Source organism: Thalassospira xiamenensis M-5 = DSM 17429 (assembly GCF_000300235.2).
GTDB classification, from domain to species: domain Bacteria; phylum Pseudomonadota; class Alphaproteobacteria; order Rhodospirillales; family Thalassospiraceae; genus Thalassospira; species Thalassospira xiamenensis.
In genome coordinates this window covers 4,101,971-4,122,426 of record NZ_CP004388.1, presented here as the reverse complement: position 1 = coordinate 4,122,426, position 20,456 = coordinate 4,101,971, and the positions used below count along the sequence as shown (strand labels likewise).

Here is a 20,456-nt window from a genome sequence, read left to right as displayed (position 1 = left end):
CCGTCTTGACAGTGATATTATGTACGTACATATTATATTTAATAGCAGACTTATCAAGGGTGAGCTTTACATGCTTTTGGGGAATGCGAAAATTGTCGCGATCGATAAAGCGCAGGGCGAAAATCAATTATCATATTGTATGATTGATAAGGGCGCGGTCGCGATTGAAGGCGAAAAGATCGTCTGGGTCGGCGATGCCGATGCGATCCCCGAAGACTATAAAGACAGCAAAAAATTCCCCTATCGCGATCTTGAAGGCCGTCTGATCACCCCGGCCCTGATCGATTGCCATACCCATGTCGTGCATGGCGGCAATCGCGCGGTTGAGTTCGAAATGCGCCTGCAAGGGGCAAGTTACGAGGAAATCGCCCGTGCGGGCGGTGGTATTGTCTCAACCGTAAGCGCAACCCGCGCCGCCAGTGTCGATGAATTGCTGGCAAGTGCCTTGCCCCGGGTCGATGCGCTGCTGGCCGAGGGTGTTTGCGTGATCGAGGTCAAATCCGGTTATGGCTTGGACCGCGAGACGGAACTGAACATGCTGCGCGCCGCACGTGCGATTGAAAAACATCGCCCGGTTCGAATCAAAACGACCTTCCTTGGTGCCCACGCTACCCCGGCGGAATTCAAGGGGGAAGCGGATCGTTATATAGACGAGGTCTGCATCCCGACATTGCGCGCCGCCCATGCCGAAGGGCTAGTCGATGCGGTCGACGGTTTCTGCGAAGGCATCGCGTTTGACACGGCACAGATTGCCCGTGTGTTCGATGTTGCCCGCGCGCTTGGCATCCCGGTCAAACTGCATGCCGAACAGCTTTCAAATATCGGCGGCACCAAACTGGCCGCGAGCAATGGCGCATTGTCGGTCGATCATGTCGAATATGCTAACGAAGAAGACGCGATGGCGATGGCCAAATCCGGCTCGGTCGCGGTCCTGTTGCCCGGCGCATTTTATACCCTGCATGAAAAACAGTTGCCGCCCGTCGCTGCCTTTCGAAAGCATGGCGTGCCAATCGCGGTTGCAACCGATTGCAATCCGGGGACATCGCCGCTGATGTCGATCCTGCTCGCGATGAATATGTCCTGCACATTATTCCGCCTGACCCCCGAAGAAGCCTTGGTCGGGGCAACGGCCCATGCCGCCCGTGCACTGGGCCTGTCCGATACCGGGCAGGTCAGGGCAGGGATGCGGGCTGATCTGGCGATCTGGAATGTGTCGCACCCGGCAGAACTTTCATATCGCATCGGGTTCAACCCGCTGTTTGAATGTATTTTCGGCGGGGTTCCGGTCGCGCACTAAGCGTATCGAAACCCTGCCCACGCGCCCCGTAACCTGTATTCGACAAGGATGCAAAATGACCGTCACCCTGATCCCCGCGTCTGTGAAACTGGCCGATCTTGAACATATCTGGCGCAGTCAGGCCGCCGTGAAGCTGGACCCGTCGGCCAAGGCCGGGGTCGAGGCCGCCCATGCGATGGTCCGTGCCGCCGCCGAAGGCAGTGATGCGGTTTACGGGGTCAATACCGGTTTTGGCAAACTGGCATCGGTCAAGATTGCGGCCAAGGATACCGAAACCCTGCAACGCAACCTGATCCTCAGCCATTGCTGCGGTGTCGGGGATGCGCTTGATATCCCGACCACGCGTCTGATGATGGCGTTGAAATTGCTGTCGCTCGGGCGGGGTGCATCGGGTGTGCGCTGGGACATTATCGATCTGATCGAGGGGATGCTGGAATATGGTGTAACCCCGGTCGTCCCATCGCAGGGATCGGTTGGGGCGTCGGGCGATCTGGCACCGCTTGCCCATATGACGGCGGTTATGATCGGTGCAGGCGAAGCGGTCTATCGCGGTGAAACCATGGCCGGTGCGGATGCCCTGAAAAGGGCTGGTTTGACACCGGTGGTCCTTGGCCCGAAAGAGGGCCTTGCCCTGATTAACGGCACACAGTTTTCAACCGCATGCGCATTGGTCGGGCTGTTTTCAGCCTGGCGCAACGCGGCCAGTTCGATTGTCACCGCCTCGCTCTCGACCGATGCGATCATGGGATCGACAGCCCCACTGGTTGATGAAATCCATACGCTGCGCGGTCATCCGGGGCAGATCAATGTGGCGCGCGCGATGCGCGCATTGATGGACGGATCGGAAATCCGCGAAAGCCATCGCGAGGGCGATACCCGCGTTCAGGACCCCTATTGCATCCGCTGCCAGCCGCAGGTGACCGGGGCAGCAATGGATTTGCTGCGCTTCGCCGGACAGACGCTGGAGATCGAGGCCAATGCGGTCACCGATAATCCGCTGGTTCTCAAAGAAGATGGCCGGATTGTTTCGGGCGGGAATTTCCATGCCGAACCGGTGGCCTTTGCCGCCGATCAGATTGCCCTTGCCGTTGCCGAGATCGGGGCGATTGCCCAGCGTCGCGTGGCATTGATGGTTGATCCGACGCTTTCACATGATCTGCCGCCGTTCCTGACCCCCGATCCGGGTTTGAATTCCGGTCTGATGATTGCCGAGGTCACGACGGCAGCGCTCATGAGCGAGAACAAGCATCTTGCCAATCCCTGCTCGACCGACAGCACGCCGACCAGCGCCAATCAGGAAGACCATGTGTCGATGGCCGCCCACGGTGCACGCCGACTGGCCCGGATGAATGCCAACCTTTCCTACATTCTGGGGGTTGAGCTGATCTGTGCGGCACAGGGCGTTGAATTCCGCCGTCCGCTGAAAACCAGTGCCGGTTTGCAGGATGTCCTGGCGATGGTCCGCAAAGACATTCCAAGTGTCGAGCAGGACCGTTACATGGCACCTGATCTGGCGAAGGCGGCGGAGCTGGTCACCAACGGCAGCCTTGTTTCGGCGGCGAAACTTTCGGGTTTTGTGGTGGGGGGCAACGCATGACCAAGAGCAATCCGGTTGAAGTCAGGCACGGCGATGGTCCCATCGTTCTGGGATTGCCCCATACGGGGACCTATGTTCCAGACGACATTGCCGCAAAACTGAATGATCGCGGGCGCGAACTTGCCGATACGGATTGGCATATCCACACGCTTTATGACGGGCTTCTCGATAATGTCACGACGGTTCGGGCAACGTTCCATCGTTACGTGATCGATGCCAATCGCGACCCGGCAGGGGTCAGTTTGTATCCCGGTCAGAACACCACTACCTTGGTGCCGCTGACTGATTTTGATGGTGAAAACATCTGGGATCAGGCACCTGACGACGATGATATCGCATTTCGCGCCCATCATTTTCACAGAGCCTATCATCAGGCATTGGCAGGCGAGCTTGACCGGGTCCGCGAAAAGCATGGGGTCGCGATCCTCTATGATTGTCATTCGATCAGATCGCATATCCCGTTCCTGTTTGACGGGAAGCTTCCCGATTTCAATATTGGCACCAATCTGGGGACGACCTGCGATCCGGTGATCGAGGCGGCAGCGCGCGATGTCTGTGCCGCGGCGAAGGATTACACCAGCATCGTTAATGGCCGTTTCAAAGGCGGCTGGACCACGCGCCATTACGGTCGCCCCGATATCAATCAGCACGCCATCCAGATGGAATTGGCGCAATCAACCTATCTTCAGGCCGAGGCAGCACCCTGGGCCTATGACGAAAGCCGTGCCGCAAAACTGCGCACGCATCTGACTTCCATTCTTGAAAAATTGGCCGAACTGGCCCCGACGTTAAGAGGCAAATCATGAGCAACAATCCGCGGCATAACCAGCGCGACGTCTATCCGGCAACCGGCACGGAAATCACTGCCAAAAGCTGGCTGACCGAAGCACCGATGCGCATGTTGATGAATAACCTGCATCCGGACGTTGCCGAAAACCCGCATGAACTTGTGGTTTATGGCGGTATCGGCCGGGCGGCACGTACCTGGAAGGATTTTGACCAGATCGTTGCCAGCCTGAAGGAACTGGAAGATGACCAGACTCTTTTGGTGCAGTCGGGCAAGCCGGTTGGCGTGTTTCGCACCCACAAGGATGCACCGCGTGTTTTGATTGCGAACTCCAACCTTGTGCCGCATTGGGCCAACTGGGATCATTTCAACGAACTCGATAAAAAAGGTCTGGCGATGTATGGCCAGATGACGGCGGGGTCGTGGATTTATATCGGATCACAGGGCATCGTTCAGGGCACCTATGAAACCTTTGTCGAGGCCGGGCGTCAGCACTATGGCGGCAGCCTTAAGGGCAAATGGATCCTGACAGGTGGTCTTGGCGGGATGGGCGGTGCACAGCCATTGGCCGCGGTTATGGCCGGTGCGTGCTGTCTGGCCGTGGAATGCGATGAAACGCGGGCCGATTTCCGTCTTCGTACCCGTTATGTCGATGAAAAAACCCATTCGTTGGACGAAGCATTGGCGATGATTGATCGCTGGACCAAGGCGGGCGAGGCGAAGTCGGTTGCCCTGATCGGCAATGCTGCCGACGTGTTCCCGGAACTGGTCAAGCGTGGCGTTCGCCCGGATATCGTCACCGATCAGACATCGGCCCATGACCCGGTGCATGGTTACCTGCCACAGGGTTGGTCTGTTGCGGAATGGCGCGAAAAGCAGGAATCTGATCCGAAAGCGGTGGCAAAGGCCGCGCGCGCATCGATGCGCGTTCAGGTCGAGGCGATGGTTGCCTTCCACGATGCCGGTATCCCGACGGTCGATTACGGCAACAATATCCGTCAGATGGCCCTCGAAGAAGGGCTGGAAAATGCCTTTGCGTTTCCGGGCTTTGTTCCGGCCTATATCCGGCCGTTGTTCTGCAAGGGGATCGGACCGTTCCGCTGGGCGGCACTTTCGGGCGATCCCGAGGATATCTACAAGACGGATCAGAAGGTTAAGGAACTGATCCCGGATGACAAACACCTGCATAACTGGCTGGATATGGCGCGTGAACGCATTTCGTTCCAGGGCTTGCCGGCACGTATTTGCTGGGTCGGTCTGGGGCAGCGGCACCGTTTGGGGCTGGCATTTAACGAGATGGTCAAAAATGGCGAGTTGAAAGCCCCGGTGGTGATCGGTCGCGACCATCTCGACAGTGGTTCGGTCGCAAGCCCGAACCGCGAAACCGAGGCGATGAAAGATGGCTCGGATGCGGTCAGTGACTGGCCGTTGCTTAATGCGCTGCTGAACACGGCATCGGGGGCCACCTGGGTTTCGTTGCATCACGGCGGCGGTGTCGGAATGGGCTTTTCGCAGCATTCCGGCATGGTGATTTGTTGTGACGGCACGGAAGATGCCGCACGCAGGGTCGAACGCGTCCTTTGGAATGATCCGGCAACCGGTGTGATGCGTCATGCCGATGCGGGATATGAAATCGCACTGGATTGCGCACGAGAACACGGGCTTAATCTTCCCGGGATTCTCGGCAAGTAATCTGACACAAGATGGGTCCGGGGGCAAATAGCCCCCCGACCAATCAGGGTTCTTCATCAAGGAGGCTATATAAAATGAAAAGACGTGAATTTCTGACTGCCAGTGTTGCGGGTGCCGGGGCTGCCGCCATGGCGGCAACCTTTGCAACGCCAGCCATTGCACAGGATAAACGCCAATGGAACATGGTAACCGCATGGCCCAAAAACCTGCCTGGGCCGGGTGTTGCCGCACAGAAACTGGCTGATCGCATCACGACCCTTTCGGGTGGCCGGATCGAGGTCAAATTGCATGCTGCCGGTGAACTGGTGCCGGGCAACGGCGTGTTTGATGCGGTTGCCGAAGGGACTGCGGACATTTATCACGCGGTTCCGGCTTATTGGGGATCAAAATCCAAGGGCATTCTTCTGTTCGGGTCGCAGCCGTTTGGCCTGCGTGCAGACGAACAGGTTGGCTGGCTGACCCATGGTGGCGGTCAGGAACTTTATGACGAGATTTATGGCCAGTTTGGCCTGAAACCGTTCTTGTGCGGGAACTCTGGTCCGCAGTGGGCTGGCTGGTTCCGTAATGAAATCAAATCGGCCGAAGACCTTAAGGGGCTTAAATTTCGTACCACCGGCCTTGCCTCGGAAATGTGTGCCAAGCTTGGCATGGCGGTTCAGGCCATGGGCGGGCGTGACATGTTCCAGGCATTGCAGTCCGGTGCGCTTGATGCAGGCGAGTTCATCGGTCCGTGGTCCGATAGTGCGCTTGGCTTCTATCAGGTTGCCAAGAATTACTATTGGCCCGGTGTGGGCGAGCCGTCCTCGGCCGAGGAATGTGCAGTGAATGCCAAGGCATATGCCGACCTTCCCGACGACCTTAAGGCCGTGGTCAAATTTGCCTGTGACAGCCTTTATAACGAGGTCTGGACCGAGTACGAGACCAAGCATGCGATGGCCCTGAAACAGCTTGTTGCCGAGCAGGAAGTGCAGGTGCGCATGTTGCCCGATGATGTGATCGAAGCAATGGGCAAGGCTGCAGCCGAAGTGATTGGCGAGCTTCGCGAAAGCGATGATGCGCTGACGCGCAAAACGACTGAGAGCTTTGTTGCCTATCGTGATCTTATTGGCGGCTACATGACCTATGCCGATAATGGTCAGATGAATGCGCGCGCCAAGGTCCTTGGCTTCTGATAGAACTGAAGACCGGCGCGGGTTTGCTCGCGCCGGTCTTGTTGTTTCGCGGGGGATTTCATGCAACGCCTTGCTGATGCGCTGGATCAGGTGAACCAGTGGACCGGAATGACCGTGCGGTGGTTTGCACTTCTGATGGTTCTTTTGCAGTTTGCCGTGGTTTTGCTACGCTATGTTTTCGGGTTCAGTTCGATCGCGTTGAATGAAAGCGTGCTTTACCTGCATTCCGGGCTTTTCATGCTGGGCGCAGGTTATACGCTTCTGGTCGATCGACATGTGCGGGTCGATATTTTCTATGCCGCGGCACACGAAACGACCAAGGCCAGGATTGATGTCTTTGGCTATGTCGTGCTTGCGATCCCGTCGATGGCGACATTGCTGTATTGGTCATGGCCGTCGGTGGTTAATGCAGTTTCGATGCTGGAAGGCGCGATTTCGGTGGGGGGGATTCCGGCCGTCTGGTTGCTTAAATCCCTGATTCCGGCCTTTTGTATTCTTTTGATTATTCAGTCGGTTGCCTGTCTTCTGCGGCAAATTATCATTTTGCGGGGGCGTGCCGCCTGATGGAATACCTTGATTTATTGATGTTTGCGGCCCTGATGGGCTGCATTTTGCTTGGTTTTCCGGTGTCGTTTTCCATCGCTGGTGTGGCGGTGATTTTTGCCTTTATCGGTTGGGCAACGGACGCGATGAATATTGCGCTGATGGGCGCCCTTGGTCAGCGGGTGTTTGGTGTTCTGACCAATGACGTGCTGATTGCCATTCCGCTTTTCGTCCTCATGGGTGTGGTGCTGGAAAGATCGCGCATTGCCGAAGACTTGCTTCATACAATGGGCCGGGTGTTTGGCCAGTTGCGCGGTGGTCTTGGCATTTCGGTCGTGCTGGTCGGGGCGTTGCTGGCGGCATCGACGGGGATTGTTGGTGCAACCGTGATTGCCATGGGCATGATTGCGCTTCCGACCATGTTGCGTACTGGCTATAACCCGAAAATGGCATCGGGGCTTGTATGCACGGCGGGTACGCTGGGGCAGATCATTCCGCCGTCTACGCTTTTGATTATCCTGTCTGATGTGATGTCGTCGGCCTATCAGCAGGCACAGTACGAACAGGGCAAGTTCACCATCGAAACCATTTCGGTCGGGCAGATTTTTGCAGGGGCCCTCATCCCCGGTCTGACGCTGGTGGTGATTTATATTGCCTATATCCTGTTGCGTGGTTTTTTCCGGCCAAATGATATGCCGCCGGTCAAAAGTGACGATGGCCGCCCGGATATGGGCGAGGTAATCCGGGCTATCCTGCCACCGGTGATGCTGATCATTGCGGTTTTGGGCGCGATCCTTGGTGGTGTCGCCACCCCGACAGAGGCCGCATCGGTCGGCGCGATTGGCGCGATCCTGATGGCCGGTGTACGGCAGGGAGCAAACCGGAAGCTAGTCCTGTCGGGGACTGCGGCCCTTCTGATCCTTGCTGTTATGGCCGGGATTGCCCCGGTCCGGTTTCAGCGAAATGATCTGACCGGGTTTGATTATGTTCTGGGCGCGGGATATGTCGTTTTGGCGATTGCCGGCATTGCCGCGATTGCCGCGTGCCTGAGACAGGCATGGAAGGCGGACGTTCTGAAATCCGCACTGACATCGACGATGACCGTTACGGCGATGATCTTTGCCACCATCCTGACCGCCAGCATGTTTTCGCTGGTATTTATCGGGTTGGGCGGCGAAGACCATGTGGCGGAAATCCTTGAATCCATGCCCGGTGGCCCGATGGGGGCGCTGTTCTTCTGCATGGCGGTGATTTTCGTTCTGGGCTTCTTCCTTGATTTCGTTGAAATCACGGTGATCCTGCTGCCGCTGATAGCCCCCGGACTGATTATGATGGGCCATGATCCGGTATGGCTGGCGATCCTGATTGCGATCAATCTGCAGACATCGTTCCTGACCCCGCCATTCGGGTTTTCGCTGTTTTATCTGCGCAGTGCCGCGCCTCCGGAAATCACCACCGGACAGATTTATGCCGGTGTGGTGCCGTTCATAGCACTTCAGGTGTTTGGCATTTTCGTAATCTGGTTGTGGCCGTCTTTGGCGCAATGGTTGCCAAGCGTGGTTTTCTGAGCATCTACTCAAAAGCGCCTCGTGATCTTGTCCGAGGCATTTTTGTCGCCTAAAGCGGTAGGGCCCAGTCCTGCCGGACGGTACGGACCACCAGTTTGGAGGTATAGGTCTGGATCGGGATATCGGCGTAGGTTTCGAGGAAGTGATAGATGTAATCGGTATATTCCGTCGCATCGCGGAATTTGGCGATCATCACAAAATCAAAATCACCGGCGATCAGATAGCAATGCTGGATTTCAGGCCGGTTTTTGAGGATCTGCTGCATGCGTTGATCGATATCGGCGCTATCTTTTTCAAGCTTTATCAGAAACATGGCAGTGACCTGAAAGCCGAGTTTCTTTTCATCAAGGATTGCGCAGCGCGCGCGAATGACCCCGTCGCTTTCGAGTTTCTTGATCCGTCGATAACAGCTTGTCGGGGATAGCCCGACGCTGTCGCTAAGCGATTCCAGACTTTGCGTACAGTCTTTCTGGAGCTTCGCCAAAATCTTCAGATCAATCGCATCTGCCATAAATCCTGCAATAGCCCCCTGAAATTGCAAAAACCCCATCACTATTCGCCCAACTTTGCAAAATTTCTCCGTACGGAAGGGCTAAACTTAACACTACCTAAAGTGGAGAAAACTTCAATAAAACTCATGGGGTTATTCGGGGAAGGCGATGATTGTAGCGAAACCGACATGGAATTCTGACGTTAAAAACCTGTTTATCGCGCCTTATTGGATTGCGCCTAACGAGCGAGATGCAGTGGCGCGGGGCTGGATCGGGTGCATGCGCGGTTATTTCATCGATCTGGATCAGGTGGATTCGGTCAAGGAATGGTCGGTGACGATTTATAATCATCTGGCATCGCGTAGCATGCCATTGACCACCGATCAGACTCAATTCTGGCCGATTGATGCGCTGGAAACCTTTCGGCTTTGGGTTAATCAGGGGTGGCGGGTTGATCAAACGTCCCCCTTCGATCCGGCCGACCGCATACCGCCGCCGGATTTGCCGCAAAAGGTCAAACGTATCCGCGCCGATATCCGGTCGTTAAGTCAGGACGAGCTTGATGCCTATCGTGCCAAGCTTGACGATATCATGCAGATTGGCAATCCGGACCGCGGCGCACCGTGGCAGATATTTGCCTATATCCACACCAACTGGTGCCTGCATTATCAGGAAGCCTTTGCGCTTTGGCATCGGGCGTATCTTCTGTATCTGGAAGAACTGATCGATTTTGCGATCCCCTATTGGGACTGGATGGCACAAGATGCCAGTGTCGATGGTAGCCCCGAAGCAGGCTTGCCCCAAGCGTTTCTGGACGAGGCATATATCCATCCCGGCACCGGCAAGAAGCGCCCCAACCCGTTACGTTATGCTGCGGCCAAGGACGGCAATTCCAAACTGTGTGCGATCGGCAGGATGAGCGGACCGGACTGCAAATACGTCCAGCGTAATCCGTTATTTTACACATCCGGTGATACCGACAGGGCGGAACGCACCAAGTTTTATGCGATGGCGCGGATTTTCCAGCAGCAGGTCGTTGATGCGCTGGAATTCGAAACTTTCAGCACGCCGCAGGGAGTTCCCGGTTACCCGTGGGCTAATATCCCGGCGTTTCACCCGCCGCAGCCCGATAATCTGTATCCTTATCGCGATGTCAATTTTGACGGTCTTTATGAACAGCCCCACGACAATTATCACGGCTGGTTGGGGCCGGATATGGGCGACAATGCCTATACCGCGTTTGATCCGCTGTTCCTGTCCTATCACGCCAATATCGACCGGATGCTTGAAGTCTGGATCCGCAATCATCCCGGCGCGCAATTCACCACCCAGACACCGCTTCAACCGTTTTTGGGCGCAGGTGCGACGGATGTAAGTTATTCCAGCGCGGACCATTGGCGCTATACTTCAATCGGTGAAATGGCGCAGGATAGCCGTCGTATTGGGTATGACTATGGCGAACCTCTTGCCAAACAGTTCACTGGTGACGCGGCGCGCAAGAAATCCCCGACGGCAGTAAAGGCGAAGCCATCCAAACCGGGAAAAATGGCAAAAGAGGCCGGTGTTTCCGCCGATCCGTTTGTCGCAACACGTGCCGAAGCCAAGATCATGGACGATGGTCCATGGGTGGTCTTTGACGATGTTCGTTGTACCCATGACAGTTATCTGATCGATGTTTTCATCAATCAGGCCGACGCGACTCCGAACGACGCGACAAGCTGCAACATGCATTATGTCGGCCGGTTCAGCCGGATCGGCATGGGGCTTGTCGATGATAAAGGACGTTGTGTGACACAGGGTGTGTCACGTGTTCTGAATGCCGGGCCGACCATCTATTCGCTTGATCTTCGCCCCGAAGACAAACCGCAAATTTCCCTTGTTGTGACCCACCTCGATACCGGCCGTGTTGTGACGGCTGACGATTACAAAGCGCTACCCGGCTTTATTCCCCAGCTGGTTTGGGGGGATCCGCGCCAACCGATTATTGGACAGATGGCACCGCGCGGCTGCTGTTCGCTTCATTGATCATAACCGTGACCCAGGAGACCGAAAATGAGCACACCCTTTGCCAGATTTACGTCGCCCGCCCATCAGGCACCCAAGGATTACAAAAAGCTTGGTATGGAAAACGAACTGTCGGCTTTTGAAACCGATTGGAACAATAATGTTGCCGGTTGGACCGAGATGGCGATCATTGGTGATCCGTGGTCGAACCTGAATGATGCACCACGGGCGGATTACTATAACCCGCTGACCGAGGGATTTGGTGAAGCCGGTGACGCAGTCATCAGTTGGACCCCGTTCCCGAACCGCTTGATCGCCTTTCTGACCCCACCCGAGGCATCCAACAACCCGCAACTGCATCGACCATTGACCATGGATGAGGTTATGAGCCTTGCCGATAGTGGCGAGATCACCGTCGATGGCACGCTTTACAAGCTCTATGATCCGAGCGGTTCGGCTCCGATCCTGAAAATCCCGGCCAAACGGTGTCCGGAGATCGACTGGACCGGGGAATACGTTGATTTCTCGCCATCCGGCCCACGTGGCTGGCTTGATGAATATTGTGAATGGTCGATTACCTATGATGCGTCGGGCAGCAAGATGCAAAGCGTCATGTTTACCTGCGAAAACCCGGCCTATTACCTGACGATGTGGCGGATCAATCCCGAGGCGGTCCTTGGCCTTTATCAGATGTATGTTGATCCGGCGGTCAAGCTTGAAGACCTTTATTTGCGTTACACGGTTGATCAGCCGACCGGTAAAAAAGGCGATCCTGTCATGGATCCGACCACCGGACGTCCGGCCTATGACGTGACCAACAAGTGGAACCGCGGCACGGTGCGGGTTCCCGGCCAGTCGGGCGGGGCGCTGCATCTGACGTCAGGCCCCAATACGCTGAGTGCTGAAATTTACCTTGCCGCGGCGGCAACCATTCAGCGTCCGGATTTAAGCAGCCGCGATCCGCAAAGCCTGATTTGTTGTGCGCAATACGGTCAGAACTATCGTAATTCCGATCCGCATATCGGTTTCATCGCCAACCGGGCTGCGGCACGTTACCGTATTTCACTGACCGATCCGGTCGGGCTTTATATCCAGCAGCCCCAGAACCTTTCGAACTGGAAGGGGCCGAATGGCGAGGATATCAGCCAGTATTGGAAAATCACCCGTGGCACGGCGGGAACCGGTCCGAACAATTCGGACCAGATACTGCATGCGGTGTTTGATATTCCGCCAAGTGCCGGTTTCACGATCAATGACTGCACGATCAATGGTCAGAAGATTGCTCATATTGGCGATATCGCCAACCAGATGAAAATTGCCCTTTCGGCAACGCAGATGACTCCGAACCAACCGTTGCAGTCACCGATGAAATGCGTTTCAAGCCGCAGCAGCGGCAGTATGCAGCCCTGGCCGGTTCAGTTTGTGCCGATTGATCTGTTTTATGGGGAATCTCCGACCGATCTTCCGGCATTGATGGTACCGGGAACGGTGAATAGCTTTGTTCTGATCGTGCAGGGAGCGGATAAAAACACCACGATCGACAACGCGCGGATTGAGTTTTCCAACCCCGGGATCAAGGCCAAAGTGACCAAGTTCCTGCCAGATGCATCGGCGATTCCGGGCCAGACCGACGGCGGCGGTACGCAGGGCTTCATTATGGATGTTGCTGTATCGTCATCGGCAAAGCCGGGATCCGTCAGTCTCCGGGTTCTGAACCCGAATGAACCGGCCAATCCATCGGATGCTGATCATCCGTGGGAAAGTGGTTTGGCGGTTATTCCCAGTCATTAACAGGGGCGGGGGGACGCATCCGGGGTGGGGTCAAGGTTGTGATCTGCCCCGGATGCTGTTTGCGACAGAGGGAGTCGTTATGATGAACCGATTACATTTGGGGGCAGGCTGTGTGATTGCGGGGTTTTGTATCCTGGCGATTGCGGGACTTCTTTGGGTGATTGATGTTCCGGCTGGCAGGGCGGATGAAATCAATATCAGCCGGGTGACGGAAATAGCCCAATCGGCACAGCAATGCCCGGATCAACTGGTTTTCGATCCGACAAGCGGGTCGTTCATGACCAGTGACAATCTGTTCCTGCCAACCCAGCAGGGTAACAATTGTTATGCGTGGCAAATGTTCATCGCGATGAACTGGCCGGTCAGCAGTTCATGGCCGGGAACACCATCGGCCGCAGGTGAGCCAGATCAAAACGTTTCGGTGGAAAATTGGGGGGTACCGGAAAATCCGACCTCACCCTTAACCAGCGTACCGGTCTGGGGCAGTTTCAAGGATGCGCAGGCGATCTTCCTGCCTGATGCGGCCAAGCCGACCGATTGGGGCGTGCCGCAAGCCGTGCCGTCGGGATGTAAAAGTGACAAGATGTTGCTGGGTTATCCGGCTGGTTCGGCAAAGATTTTAACAACGCTTTCAAAAAATGCGGTCAATACTGCCCATCGGTTCCATCTTTCAAGTGGTACGCGTGATACCCAGTCCGACGAGATCATGGAAGCCACCGGCGGATGGTTGACAGATCAGAACGGCAATCTGGTGTTTTTCGAACGAAAGGTCGGCAAGGCCGAGTTCGATTACATCATGAACAATGCGCTTTATGACGCTGCCTATCAGATGCGGGTCGCAACCAATGCTGATGGTCGACATCCGGCGGGATTGTCCCTGCCAAGTGGCAAGTTCCTGCGTGTTCCACCGACGGAACCGCAAGGTCAGGATGCGCTTGGAGCGTTCGAGATCAAGGCAGCGTGGCGGGTCCTGACAGGGCAAAGCGACATTTATGACCGGTATCTGACATCGGTTGCATGGCTGAAACGTCCTGATACCGGTGAATGCAGCCAAGAAGTTGTCGGTTTGGTCGGGCTTCATATCATTCACAAGACCGATACATTCCCCGATCTGATCTGGGCAACCTTCGAGCAGGTCGACAATGTGCCCGACGGGCAGGCAACTTTACCGCCTGGCGGATATTCCTTTAACAACCCGAATTGTACCGGACCGGATTGCAAACCCAATCAGCCGCGCATTGACTGTAACGATCAGAACCAGTGCAAGGATCTTTATCCCCGCGATCAGCCCGTACAGGTTACGCGCGAACAGGCCCTAACCAGTGAAATGGATACGCTAAATGCCGGTGTTGCCCAAAAGATCGCATCGCAAACCGGCGGGAAATCGGTGTTTCAGTATTACAAGCTGGTCAATGTGTTGTGGGATGGCAGCCCAAGCCCCCCAGTCATGGAGCCCGGTGCGAATGCATCGATACCGCTGCGCTATGGCACCTTTGAGTCCGAGGGTAATCTGAAAGTCGCCAATACAACCATGGAAACCTACATCCAGGATCAATCCTGCGATTTTTGTCATGCCAATGCGACGATTGCTGGCAGCGATACGCTAGCATCGGATTTCTCATTCATTTTCCGCGATGCCGGATCGGCGAAAAACCCGTCACTGGTGGAAGAGGTAAAACAATTCATGGAGCAGGCACAATGATCGGACCTCTTGTCTTCAGGAAACCGGCGATAATGATCGCGGTTACCGTTACCATGTTTTCTGGTTTGGTGGAGATGGCGAAGGCCCATCCGCCGATGGGTGAAATGAGCCATACCAGTAATGGGGCCGAAGCCGATGCACCGGGCAATCACGGCATGTTTATGGTTGGATCGGAAACGCTGTTTTTGCTGCATATGCCGATGTTTACGCAGGAAAAGCATATGTACCAGATGGTTCTGCGCGCGCATCTGACGGATGATGCGATGGCGCAGTACCGTAAATTGCGCGCAGCCAATCCTGATAAGCCCTATAACCTGATCAATGTCGATGATGACAAATTCACCCTGCCCGATATCAAATCAGGCAGGGTGACCAGCTTTACCGCGACAGTCTATGACGGTTATTCCAATGCAGGCGGCGGGACACCGGGACCGGTATTACTGGATAATGTCGCGGTTGAGATCGAGGATGTCGTTATTTTCCGGCATTTCAATTTCGGGATCGATCAACCGGCCGAGCTTGTCTATTACCTGTTTGGCTATGGGGATGAGGCGCATCTGACGCATTACATCGCCCGGGATCCTGATTTTCAGAATATTCTGACATTGCCATCGCCGCCCGATGAGTTTTCGCAAACCCAGATCGAAGCGGGGCTTGAGCTTGATTTTCCCGGGATGCCAACCCAGCCATTGGGGTGCAGTTCACCGCTGCAAGCCAAGGTTTATGACACCCTGTTTCAAGGGAGAGAAGATGCACCGGTACGCCTTGATCTGAGCCAGGGCGTGCATGATATCTGGTATTCGACCGGCAATCTTCTGAATGCCAAGGATCCGTGCCCGGAATAAGGGGTCGGAATAAGGGTCCGGAGTAGGGTGATCGGATTGCTGATGCGCACACGGACGGATGGTTCCCATCCGTCCGTGTGCAGTTGCGGGCAAGGCTGCCTTTCATGCGGCTTGTCAGGCCGCGCGCCTGTGTTTGCCTTCGCTAACTTCCTCGACGATCTTGGAAACAAAGGCATCAAGATCGTTGGGATTGCGCGACGTGATGATGGCCTGATCGCAGACCACCGGTTCGTCGCGCCAGACTGCACCGGCATTTAGCAAGTCGGTTTTGATCGAACTGTATGAGGTTGCTGCGCGCCCGCGCAGGGCACCGGCTTCGACCAGAAGCCATGGGCCGTGGCAAATTGCTGCAACCGGTTTGCCTGACGCGACAAATTCGCGGACCAGACTGACGGATGCCTCGTCATTGCGCAGAAGATCGGGGTTGATCTGACCGCCGGGGATAACCAGCGCGTCGTAATCGTTGATATCGACATCTTTGACTTCGATATCGACCTCGACGGTGTCGCCCCAGTCCTTTTTATCCCAGCTTTTGATCGGGGATGATTTGGGCGATGCTATTTTGACATCTGCCCCATGGGTCGAGAGCTTATCAAGCGGAACGCGCAGTTCCGACCGTTCATAACCGTCGGTAGCGAGAATAAGAATCTTTGCGGTATCAATCGCAGGCATAACGTCTCTCCTTTCATTGATGTCGAGCGTTACACCTCACCAACGGCTGTGATTTCAAAACGTTCCAAAATTTCTTGTGGCAATTTCATGCCCATCTGCATGCTGCGCGGTGACGCCGGGCTTTGTTGACATCACGGGGGCGCAAACTAGTTTTCAGGTAGGTTCGATTTCCGATGCGAAGGATAGAGGCAGGATATGGCACGCATTTTCATTATCGGCGTCACGGGTGGTATCGGGCATCGTCTGGCACCGCTTTTACTGGCAAATGGGCATCAGGTTACGGGCCTGCATCGCAAACCCGAACAGGCCGACAACGTCAGGAATGCGGGGATTACGCCGGTTCTCGGTGACTTGATGGAACTGACGGCAGAAACGCTCGCCCCTTTGATCTGGGGCCACGACATTGTTGTTTTTTCATCCGGGGCGGCAGGAAGCGGCCTTGACCGGACCACGCGGATTGACGGCGACGGACCGGGGCATGTGGTGGCCGCGATGAAGCAGGAAGGCATTTCGCGGCTTTATCTTGTTTCTGCCTTCCCCGAAGCCGGGCGCGGCAAAGACCCCAACCCGCGGTTTGAACATTATATGACCGAGAAAAAGCGCGCCGATGCGGATGTTGCGGCATCCGATGCCGATTGGGTGATCCTCCGGCCGGGAACATTGTTGCATGAAGATCAGGACGGGCGCGTGAACGCCGGATTTGCCATCCCTTACGGCACGGTCAAGCGTGGCAATGTTGCGCAGTTTCTCGCCAAATTGATCGAAACCCCGGAAATCCGGCGGGAGATTCTTGAACTGACCGATGGGGGAACGGAGATTTCCGAGGCGGTAAATCTGATCGTCCGGAAATAGGTTGGCTTCGTCTTTATGCTTCCGGGTTTTCGGTTGTTCTGTTGTGGCGGCTTCGGCTAGGGTCGGCAAACCGTCAATTTCAAACACCGGAATATCATGCAGATCGACCTTGCCAGCTTTGTCTCACAGTCTGATCGTGACCTGGAAAATCACATGCGTATCAGTGACTTTATCGCAGGTGAACCCAAGGCATTTGAAAATGATCCGGTAACGTCACATGTCACGGGATCGGCTTTTGTCGTGAATTCGGAACGCAGTCATGTGGTGCTGACCCATCACCGGAAGCTTAAACGCTGGCTTCAGCTTGGCGGGCATTGTGATGGAGTGCGCGACGTATTGTTTGTCGCCCAGCGCGAAGCCTATGAGGAAAGCGGTCTTTCGTGGATACGGCCCTTGTCGTCAGCGATATTTGATATCGATATCCACGAAATTCCCGAAAATGCCAAGGGGCCTGCACATCTGCATTATGACATGCGGTTCCTATTCGAGGCCGATATGCGCGATCCGCTTAAAATCACCGATGAATCCGATGATCTGGCATGGGTGGCTTTGGACCGCCTCGAAGATTACACCGACGAGCATTCGGTTCTGGTGATGCGCGACAAGCTTCGGGCTTTTGCCCAAGGTTAACGGACCGGATAATTACAGCCGCGACATTGCCGGGTCATCCTTGTTGGTGCGGGCATCGTTGCGGTCAAGCTGATAGCTTTCATGAACCTTTGCCATGCCCGCAATGCGGCCTTCGGCCACTTGTGCGTGCAGCATGTCGATATCACGACGGCGAAATTCATCAGCAATCTGATCAATCACATCCTGTTCGGTTTCAAGCATTGAAAGCCCGTGTCGTGCCATGGAAACACCCGTATCAAAGGTTTCGCGATAAAGCTGTTCCACGCCAAGCCCGATTTCCATCAGATCAAGTGCATGGTTGCGGTCATAAACGCGCACCAGCAGTTTCGATTTGGGAAACAGTTCGCTGATATATTTGGCGGCCTGTGTGGTCGCGTCACGATCATTTATACACAGACAGATCAGATCGGCATTCGCCGCCCCGGCGGTGGCAAGAACATCACTTCTCCGGACATCACCGAAATAGACCTTGTTGCCATAGAGGCTGGCCATCTGAATACGTTTCGGGTCGTTGTCGATTGCGGTGGCATTGATGCCGCGGGCTGCCATAACACGTGAAATGATCTGTCCGAAACGGCCAAAGCCGACAATGACCACTGATTGCAGTTCAGCTGTTTCAACGCCATCGACATCGGGCTGATCATCCTTGCGAAGCTTGGCCGACAGTTTTTCGGCAATCGCACCGACAAGCGGGGTGGCAGCCATCGAAAGGGTGACGATGGCGGTCAGAAGGTTGGCGCGTGTGGAGCTGATGACCGCAAGCGATGTCGCCAGACTAAACAGGACAAAGGCAAATTCGCCGCCCTGCGGGATGGTGACCGCAGTCCGCCATGCGGTTGCGTGACATTTGCCAAATATCCGGGCCAGTCCATAAACGACGATCCCCTTGATTGCCATCAGACCAGCAACCGATGCCAGGACGATCCCGATATTATCCGCGACAAGCGGCCAGTTGACCGACATGCCGACCGCGATGAAAAACAAACCGAGCAGAATGCCGCGAAACGGTTCGATATCGGTTTCAAGTTGGTGGCGATATTCGGAATCCGCCAACATGACACCGACCAGAAATGCGCCAAGTGCCATAGAAAGCCCGACGGCCTGCATCAAAAGAGCCGCGCCAATCACGAGCAGCAGTGCTGCGGATGTGAAGATTTCCTGCGCGCGGGTCAGGGCGATGATGCGGAAAAACGGATTAAGCAGATATTTCCCAGCCCCGATGACCAACGCAATTGCACCGATGGTTTTGGCGATATAAATCCAGTCGGTACCCGCTTCGTCGCCGTCACTTATCGGGCTGAGCCACGCGACAAGCGCGATTAGTGGTACGATAGCAAGATCCTGAAACAGCAGGATTGAAAAGGCTGTGTTGCCATGGTCGCTGTTAAGCGTGCCCTTTTCTTCAAGGATTTGAAGGGCAAACGCGGTTGAGGACAAGGACAGGGCAAGGGCGGCAATCATCGCCTGCTGCCATGGCCAGTCAAATGCAATCAGGGCGGCGTAAAGAAGGGCGGCGGTGATGGCCACCTGCGCCATCCCCAGCCCGAAAATCTCGCTTTTCATTGCCCACAGGCGTTGGGGGCGCAATTCAAGACCGATAATAAACAGCAGAAGAACAACGCCAAATTCGGCGAAATGCAAAACTTCTTCCGGTTCCGCAATCATGGCAAGGCCAAACGGCCCGATCAGTGCCCCGGCGCACAGATAACCCAGCACGGAACCCAGACGCAGCTTTTTGAAGATCGGTACTGCAACCACGGCCGCACCGAGGAAAAGAACCGCCGTATGCAGAAAGCCGCCTTCAATTGTCGCCATGTTTTGCCACGTCCCTATGATGATGCAGGTACCTGATTTGTGCCTTACCGTGCAGTTTAGCGGGCAATAAGAAACACGACACACAAAAGTTGTGCGCGCATTTTCGTATTTCACATCGAAGAAGGGAAGTTTTTTGCAGCTTTTGGTATCGCTGCGGCCCGCAGGCTGCAAAGTGGCAGAGAGGAGGGGATTCGAACCCCTGAGGGGCTTACACCCCAACACGCTTTCCAGGCGTGCGCCTTAAACCACTCGGCCACCTCTCCACATGCGATCTTGTATATATCGCGAAAGCGGGCGGACATTAGCCGACCCGATCCCGGTTGACAAGGCAAAATCCCTTACTTTTTGATGTTTGTTCTGGTCACTATCCAAACAGCCAACAAATGCCATTTTTACAATCACTTGACCGATAAAGTTGTAGCAATTTGTCCAATATTTACTTCTTGTTGATTAATCGCCTCTAAGGTTTCAGGCTATGGTTCCAGATGTACCGGGACGATAGGGTGATTCGCAGAAACCTTTATGCTGACGGGGCAAAGCCGTCGGCATGTCTGTGATGATAACGAAAAGTTCAGACCGGGAATTCGGAGACGGCTATGTGGCTTTTCAGAGCGTTGGGATGGATATTGCTGTTTTCCAGTCTTGCTGTACTGGTCGGTGATGGCATTACCTCGCTTCAGACGGGAACGTTCCGCTTTGTCGCGGCAGGGGAGCTCTGGTATCGGTTGGATGCCGGAAGCCTGAACCTGTTACAGTCCGTGATCCAGCGCTATATCTCGGCCTGGATTTGGGACAATGCGTTTGTGCCCGTGCTATTGGCCCCGGCGTTTGTCATATTGCTGGTGCCCGGAATACTTCTTTTGCTGGTGACGCGAAAACGCAGGCGTCAGAAGTTTTTCTAAGCCGTTCCTGTCTGTATTCCGCCGTTTTCAATACCGTATCTGTCTTTCGCTTGTCTGATCGCTGCGTGCACGGCACACTGTGCGTGATCGGGCAGG

The 20,456-nt window shown here is 55.2% G+C and carries 17 protein-coding genes and 1 tRNA gene; 14 read left to right on the top strand and 4 right to left on the bottom strand.

Annotation, left to right across the window (positions count from 1 at the left end; all coding sequences use genetic code 11):
• Positions 1 to 70 precede the first annotated feature (70 nt).
• The 7 genes from hutI (at position 71) to TH3_RS19030 (ending at position 8,656) form a co-directional block, all read left to right on the top strand.
• Entirely contained in the window at positions 71 to 1,297 is a 1,227-nt protein-coding gene (gene hutI, locus TH3_RS19060; RefSeq protein WP_007088758.1) for an imidazolonepropionase, read from the top strand.
• Between the two features lie 55 nt (positions 1,298 to 1,352).
• The gene (gene hutH / locus TH3_RS19055) at positions 1,353 to 2,894 is read left to right on the top strand and encodes a histidine ammonia-lyase (protein WP_007088759.1); all 1,542 of its coding nucleotides are present in this window, start codon (positions 1,353 to 1,355) and stop codon (positions 2,892 to 2,894) included.
• Positions 2,891 to 3,700 (top strand): N-formylglutamate deformylase, encoded by an 810-nt coding sequence (hutG, locus tag TH3_RS19050; protein ID WP_007088760.1) that lies wholly within the window; start codon positions 2,891 to 2,893, stop codon positions 3,698 to 3,700. The genes hutH and hutG overlap by 4 nt, the downstream gene beginning before the upstream one ends.
• Entirely contained in the window at positions 3,697 to 5,373 is a 1,677-nt protein-coding gene (gene hutU / locus TH3_RS19045) for a urocanate hydratase (RefSeq protein ID WP_007088761.1), read from the top strand. The genes hutG and hutU overlap by 4 nt, the downstream gene beginning before the upstream one ends.
• 74 nt (positions 5,374 to 5,447) lie before the next feature.
• Positions 5,448 to 6,545 carry a TRAP transporter substrate-binding protein gene (locus TH3_RS19040; protein WP_007088762.1) on the top strand — a complete coding sequence of 366 codons (1,098 nt, stop codon included), beginning with the start codon at positions 5,448 to 5,450 and terminating at the stop codon, positions 6,543 to 6,545.
• A 60-nt stretch (positions 6,546 to 6,605) separates the two neighbouring features.
• Positions 6,606 to 7,109: a TRAP transporter small permease subunit gene (locus tag TH3_RS19035; protein ID WP_007088763.1), complete on the top strand. Its 504-nt coding sequence runs from the start codon at positions 6,606 to 6,608 to the stop codon at positions 7,107 to 7,109.
• Entirely contained in the window at positions 7,109 to 8,656 is a 1,548-nt protein-coding gene (locus tag TH3_RS19030) for a TRAP transporter large permease (RefSeq protein ID WP_007088764.1), read from the top strand. The genes TH3_RS19035 and TH3_RS19030 overlap by 1 nt, the downstream gene beginning before the upstream one ends.
• A 49-nt stretch (positions 8,657 to 8,705) precedes the next feature.
• Here the strand turns inward: TH3_RS19030 and TH3_RS19025 are convergent, their stop codons facing one another.
• On the bottom strand, positions 8,706 to 9,206 hold the full coding sequence (locus TH3_RS19025; protein WP_196871093.1) for an Lrp/AsnC family transcriptional regulator: 501 nt from the start codon (positions 9,204 to 9,206) through the stop codon (positions 8,706 to 8,708).
• A gap of 109 nt (positions 9,207 to 9,315) precedes the next feature.
• Between TH3_RS19025 and TH3_RS19020 the strand changes: the two genes are divergently transcribed.
• The 4 genes from TH3_RS19020 to TH3_RS19005 all read left to right on the top strand — a co-directional run bounded on the left by TH3_RS19020 (position 9,316) and on the right by TH3_RS19005 (position 15,489).
• Positions 9,316 to 11,172 (top strand): tyrosinase family protein, encoded by a 1,857-nt coding sequence (locus tag TH3_RS19020; RefSeq protein WP_076519468.1) that lies wholly within the window; start codon positions 9,316 to 9,318, stop codon positions 11,170 to 11,172.
• A gap of 27 nt (positions 11,173 to 11,199) precedes the next feature.
• A complete protein-coding gene (locus tag TH3_RS19015; RefSeq protein WP_007088767.1) occupies positions 11,200 to 12,942 on the top strand; it encodes a hypothetical protein in 1,743 nt (580 codons plus the stop codon).
• 79 nt (positions 12,943 to 13,021) lie between these two features.
• Positions 13,022 to 14,644 (top strand): hypothetical protein, encoded by a 1,623-nt coding sequence (locus TH3_RS19010; protein ID WP_139328066.1) that lies wholly within the window; start codon positions 13,022 to 13,024, stop codon positions 14,642 to 14,644.
• Between the two features lie 32 nt (positions 14,645 to 14,676).
• Positions 14,677 to 15,489, top strand: a complete 813-nt coding sequence (locus TH3_RS19005) for a hypothetical protein (protein WP_139328064.1) — start codon at positions 14,677 to 14,679, stop codon at positions 15,487 to 15,489.
• Between the two features lie 114 nt (positions 15,490 to 15,603).
• On the opposite strand, the gene TH3_RS19000 is transcribed toward TH3_RS19005, so the two are convergent.
• The gene (locus TH3_RS19000) at positions 15,604 to 16,161 is read right to left on the bottom strand and encodes a DJ-1/PfpI/YhbO family deglycase/protease (RefSeq protein WP_007088770.1); all 558 of its coding nucleotides are present in this window, start codon (positions 16,159 to 16,161) and stop codon (positions 15,604 to 15,606) included.
• A gap of 195 nt (positions 16,162 to 16,356) precedes the next feature.
• Between TH3_RS19000 and TH3_RS18995 the strand changes: the two genes are divergently transcribed.
• Entirely contained in the window at positions 16,357 to 17,013 is a 657-nt protein-coding gene (locus TH3_RS18995; protein ID WP_007088771.1) for an NAD(P)-dependent oxidoreductase, read from the top strand.
• Positions 17,014 to 17,109: 96 nt separating this feature from the next.
• Positions 17,110 to 17,643: an NUDIX hydrolase gene (locus tag TH3_RS18990; RefSeq protein WP_007088772.1), complete on the top strand. Its 534-nt coding sequence runs from the start codon at positions 17,110 to 17,112 to the stop codon at positions 17,641 to 17,643.
• Positions 17,644 to 17,655: 12 nt separating this feature from the next.
• Here the strand turns inward: TH3_RS18990 and TH3_RS18985 are convergent, their stop codons facing one another.
• Both TH3_RS18985 and TH3_RS18980 read right to left on the bottom strand, forming a co-directional pair.
• Entirely contained in the window at positions 17,656 to 19,458 is a 1,803-nt protein-coding gene (locus TH3_RS18985; RefSeq protein WP_007088773.1) for a monovalent cation:proton antiporter-2 (CPA2) family protein, read from the bottom strand.
• A 173-nt stretch (positions 19,459 to 19,631) separates the two neighbouring features.
• Positions 19,632 to 19,721 (bottom strand) — tRNA-Ser (locus TH3_RS18980).
• A gap of 333 nt (positions 19,722 to 20,054) precedes the next feature.
• Between TH3_RS18980 and TH3_RS18975 the strand changes: the two genes are divergently transcribed.
• Positions 20,055 to 20,360, top strand: coding sequence for a hypothetical protein (locus TH3_RS18975; protein ID WP_007088774.1), 306 nt, complete (start codon positions 20,055 to 20,057; stop codon positions 20,358 to 20,360).
• The last annotated feature ends 96 nt before the right edge of the window (positions 20,361 to 20,456 follow it).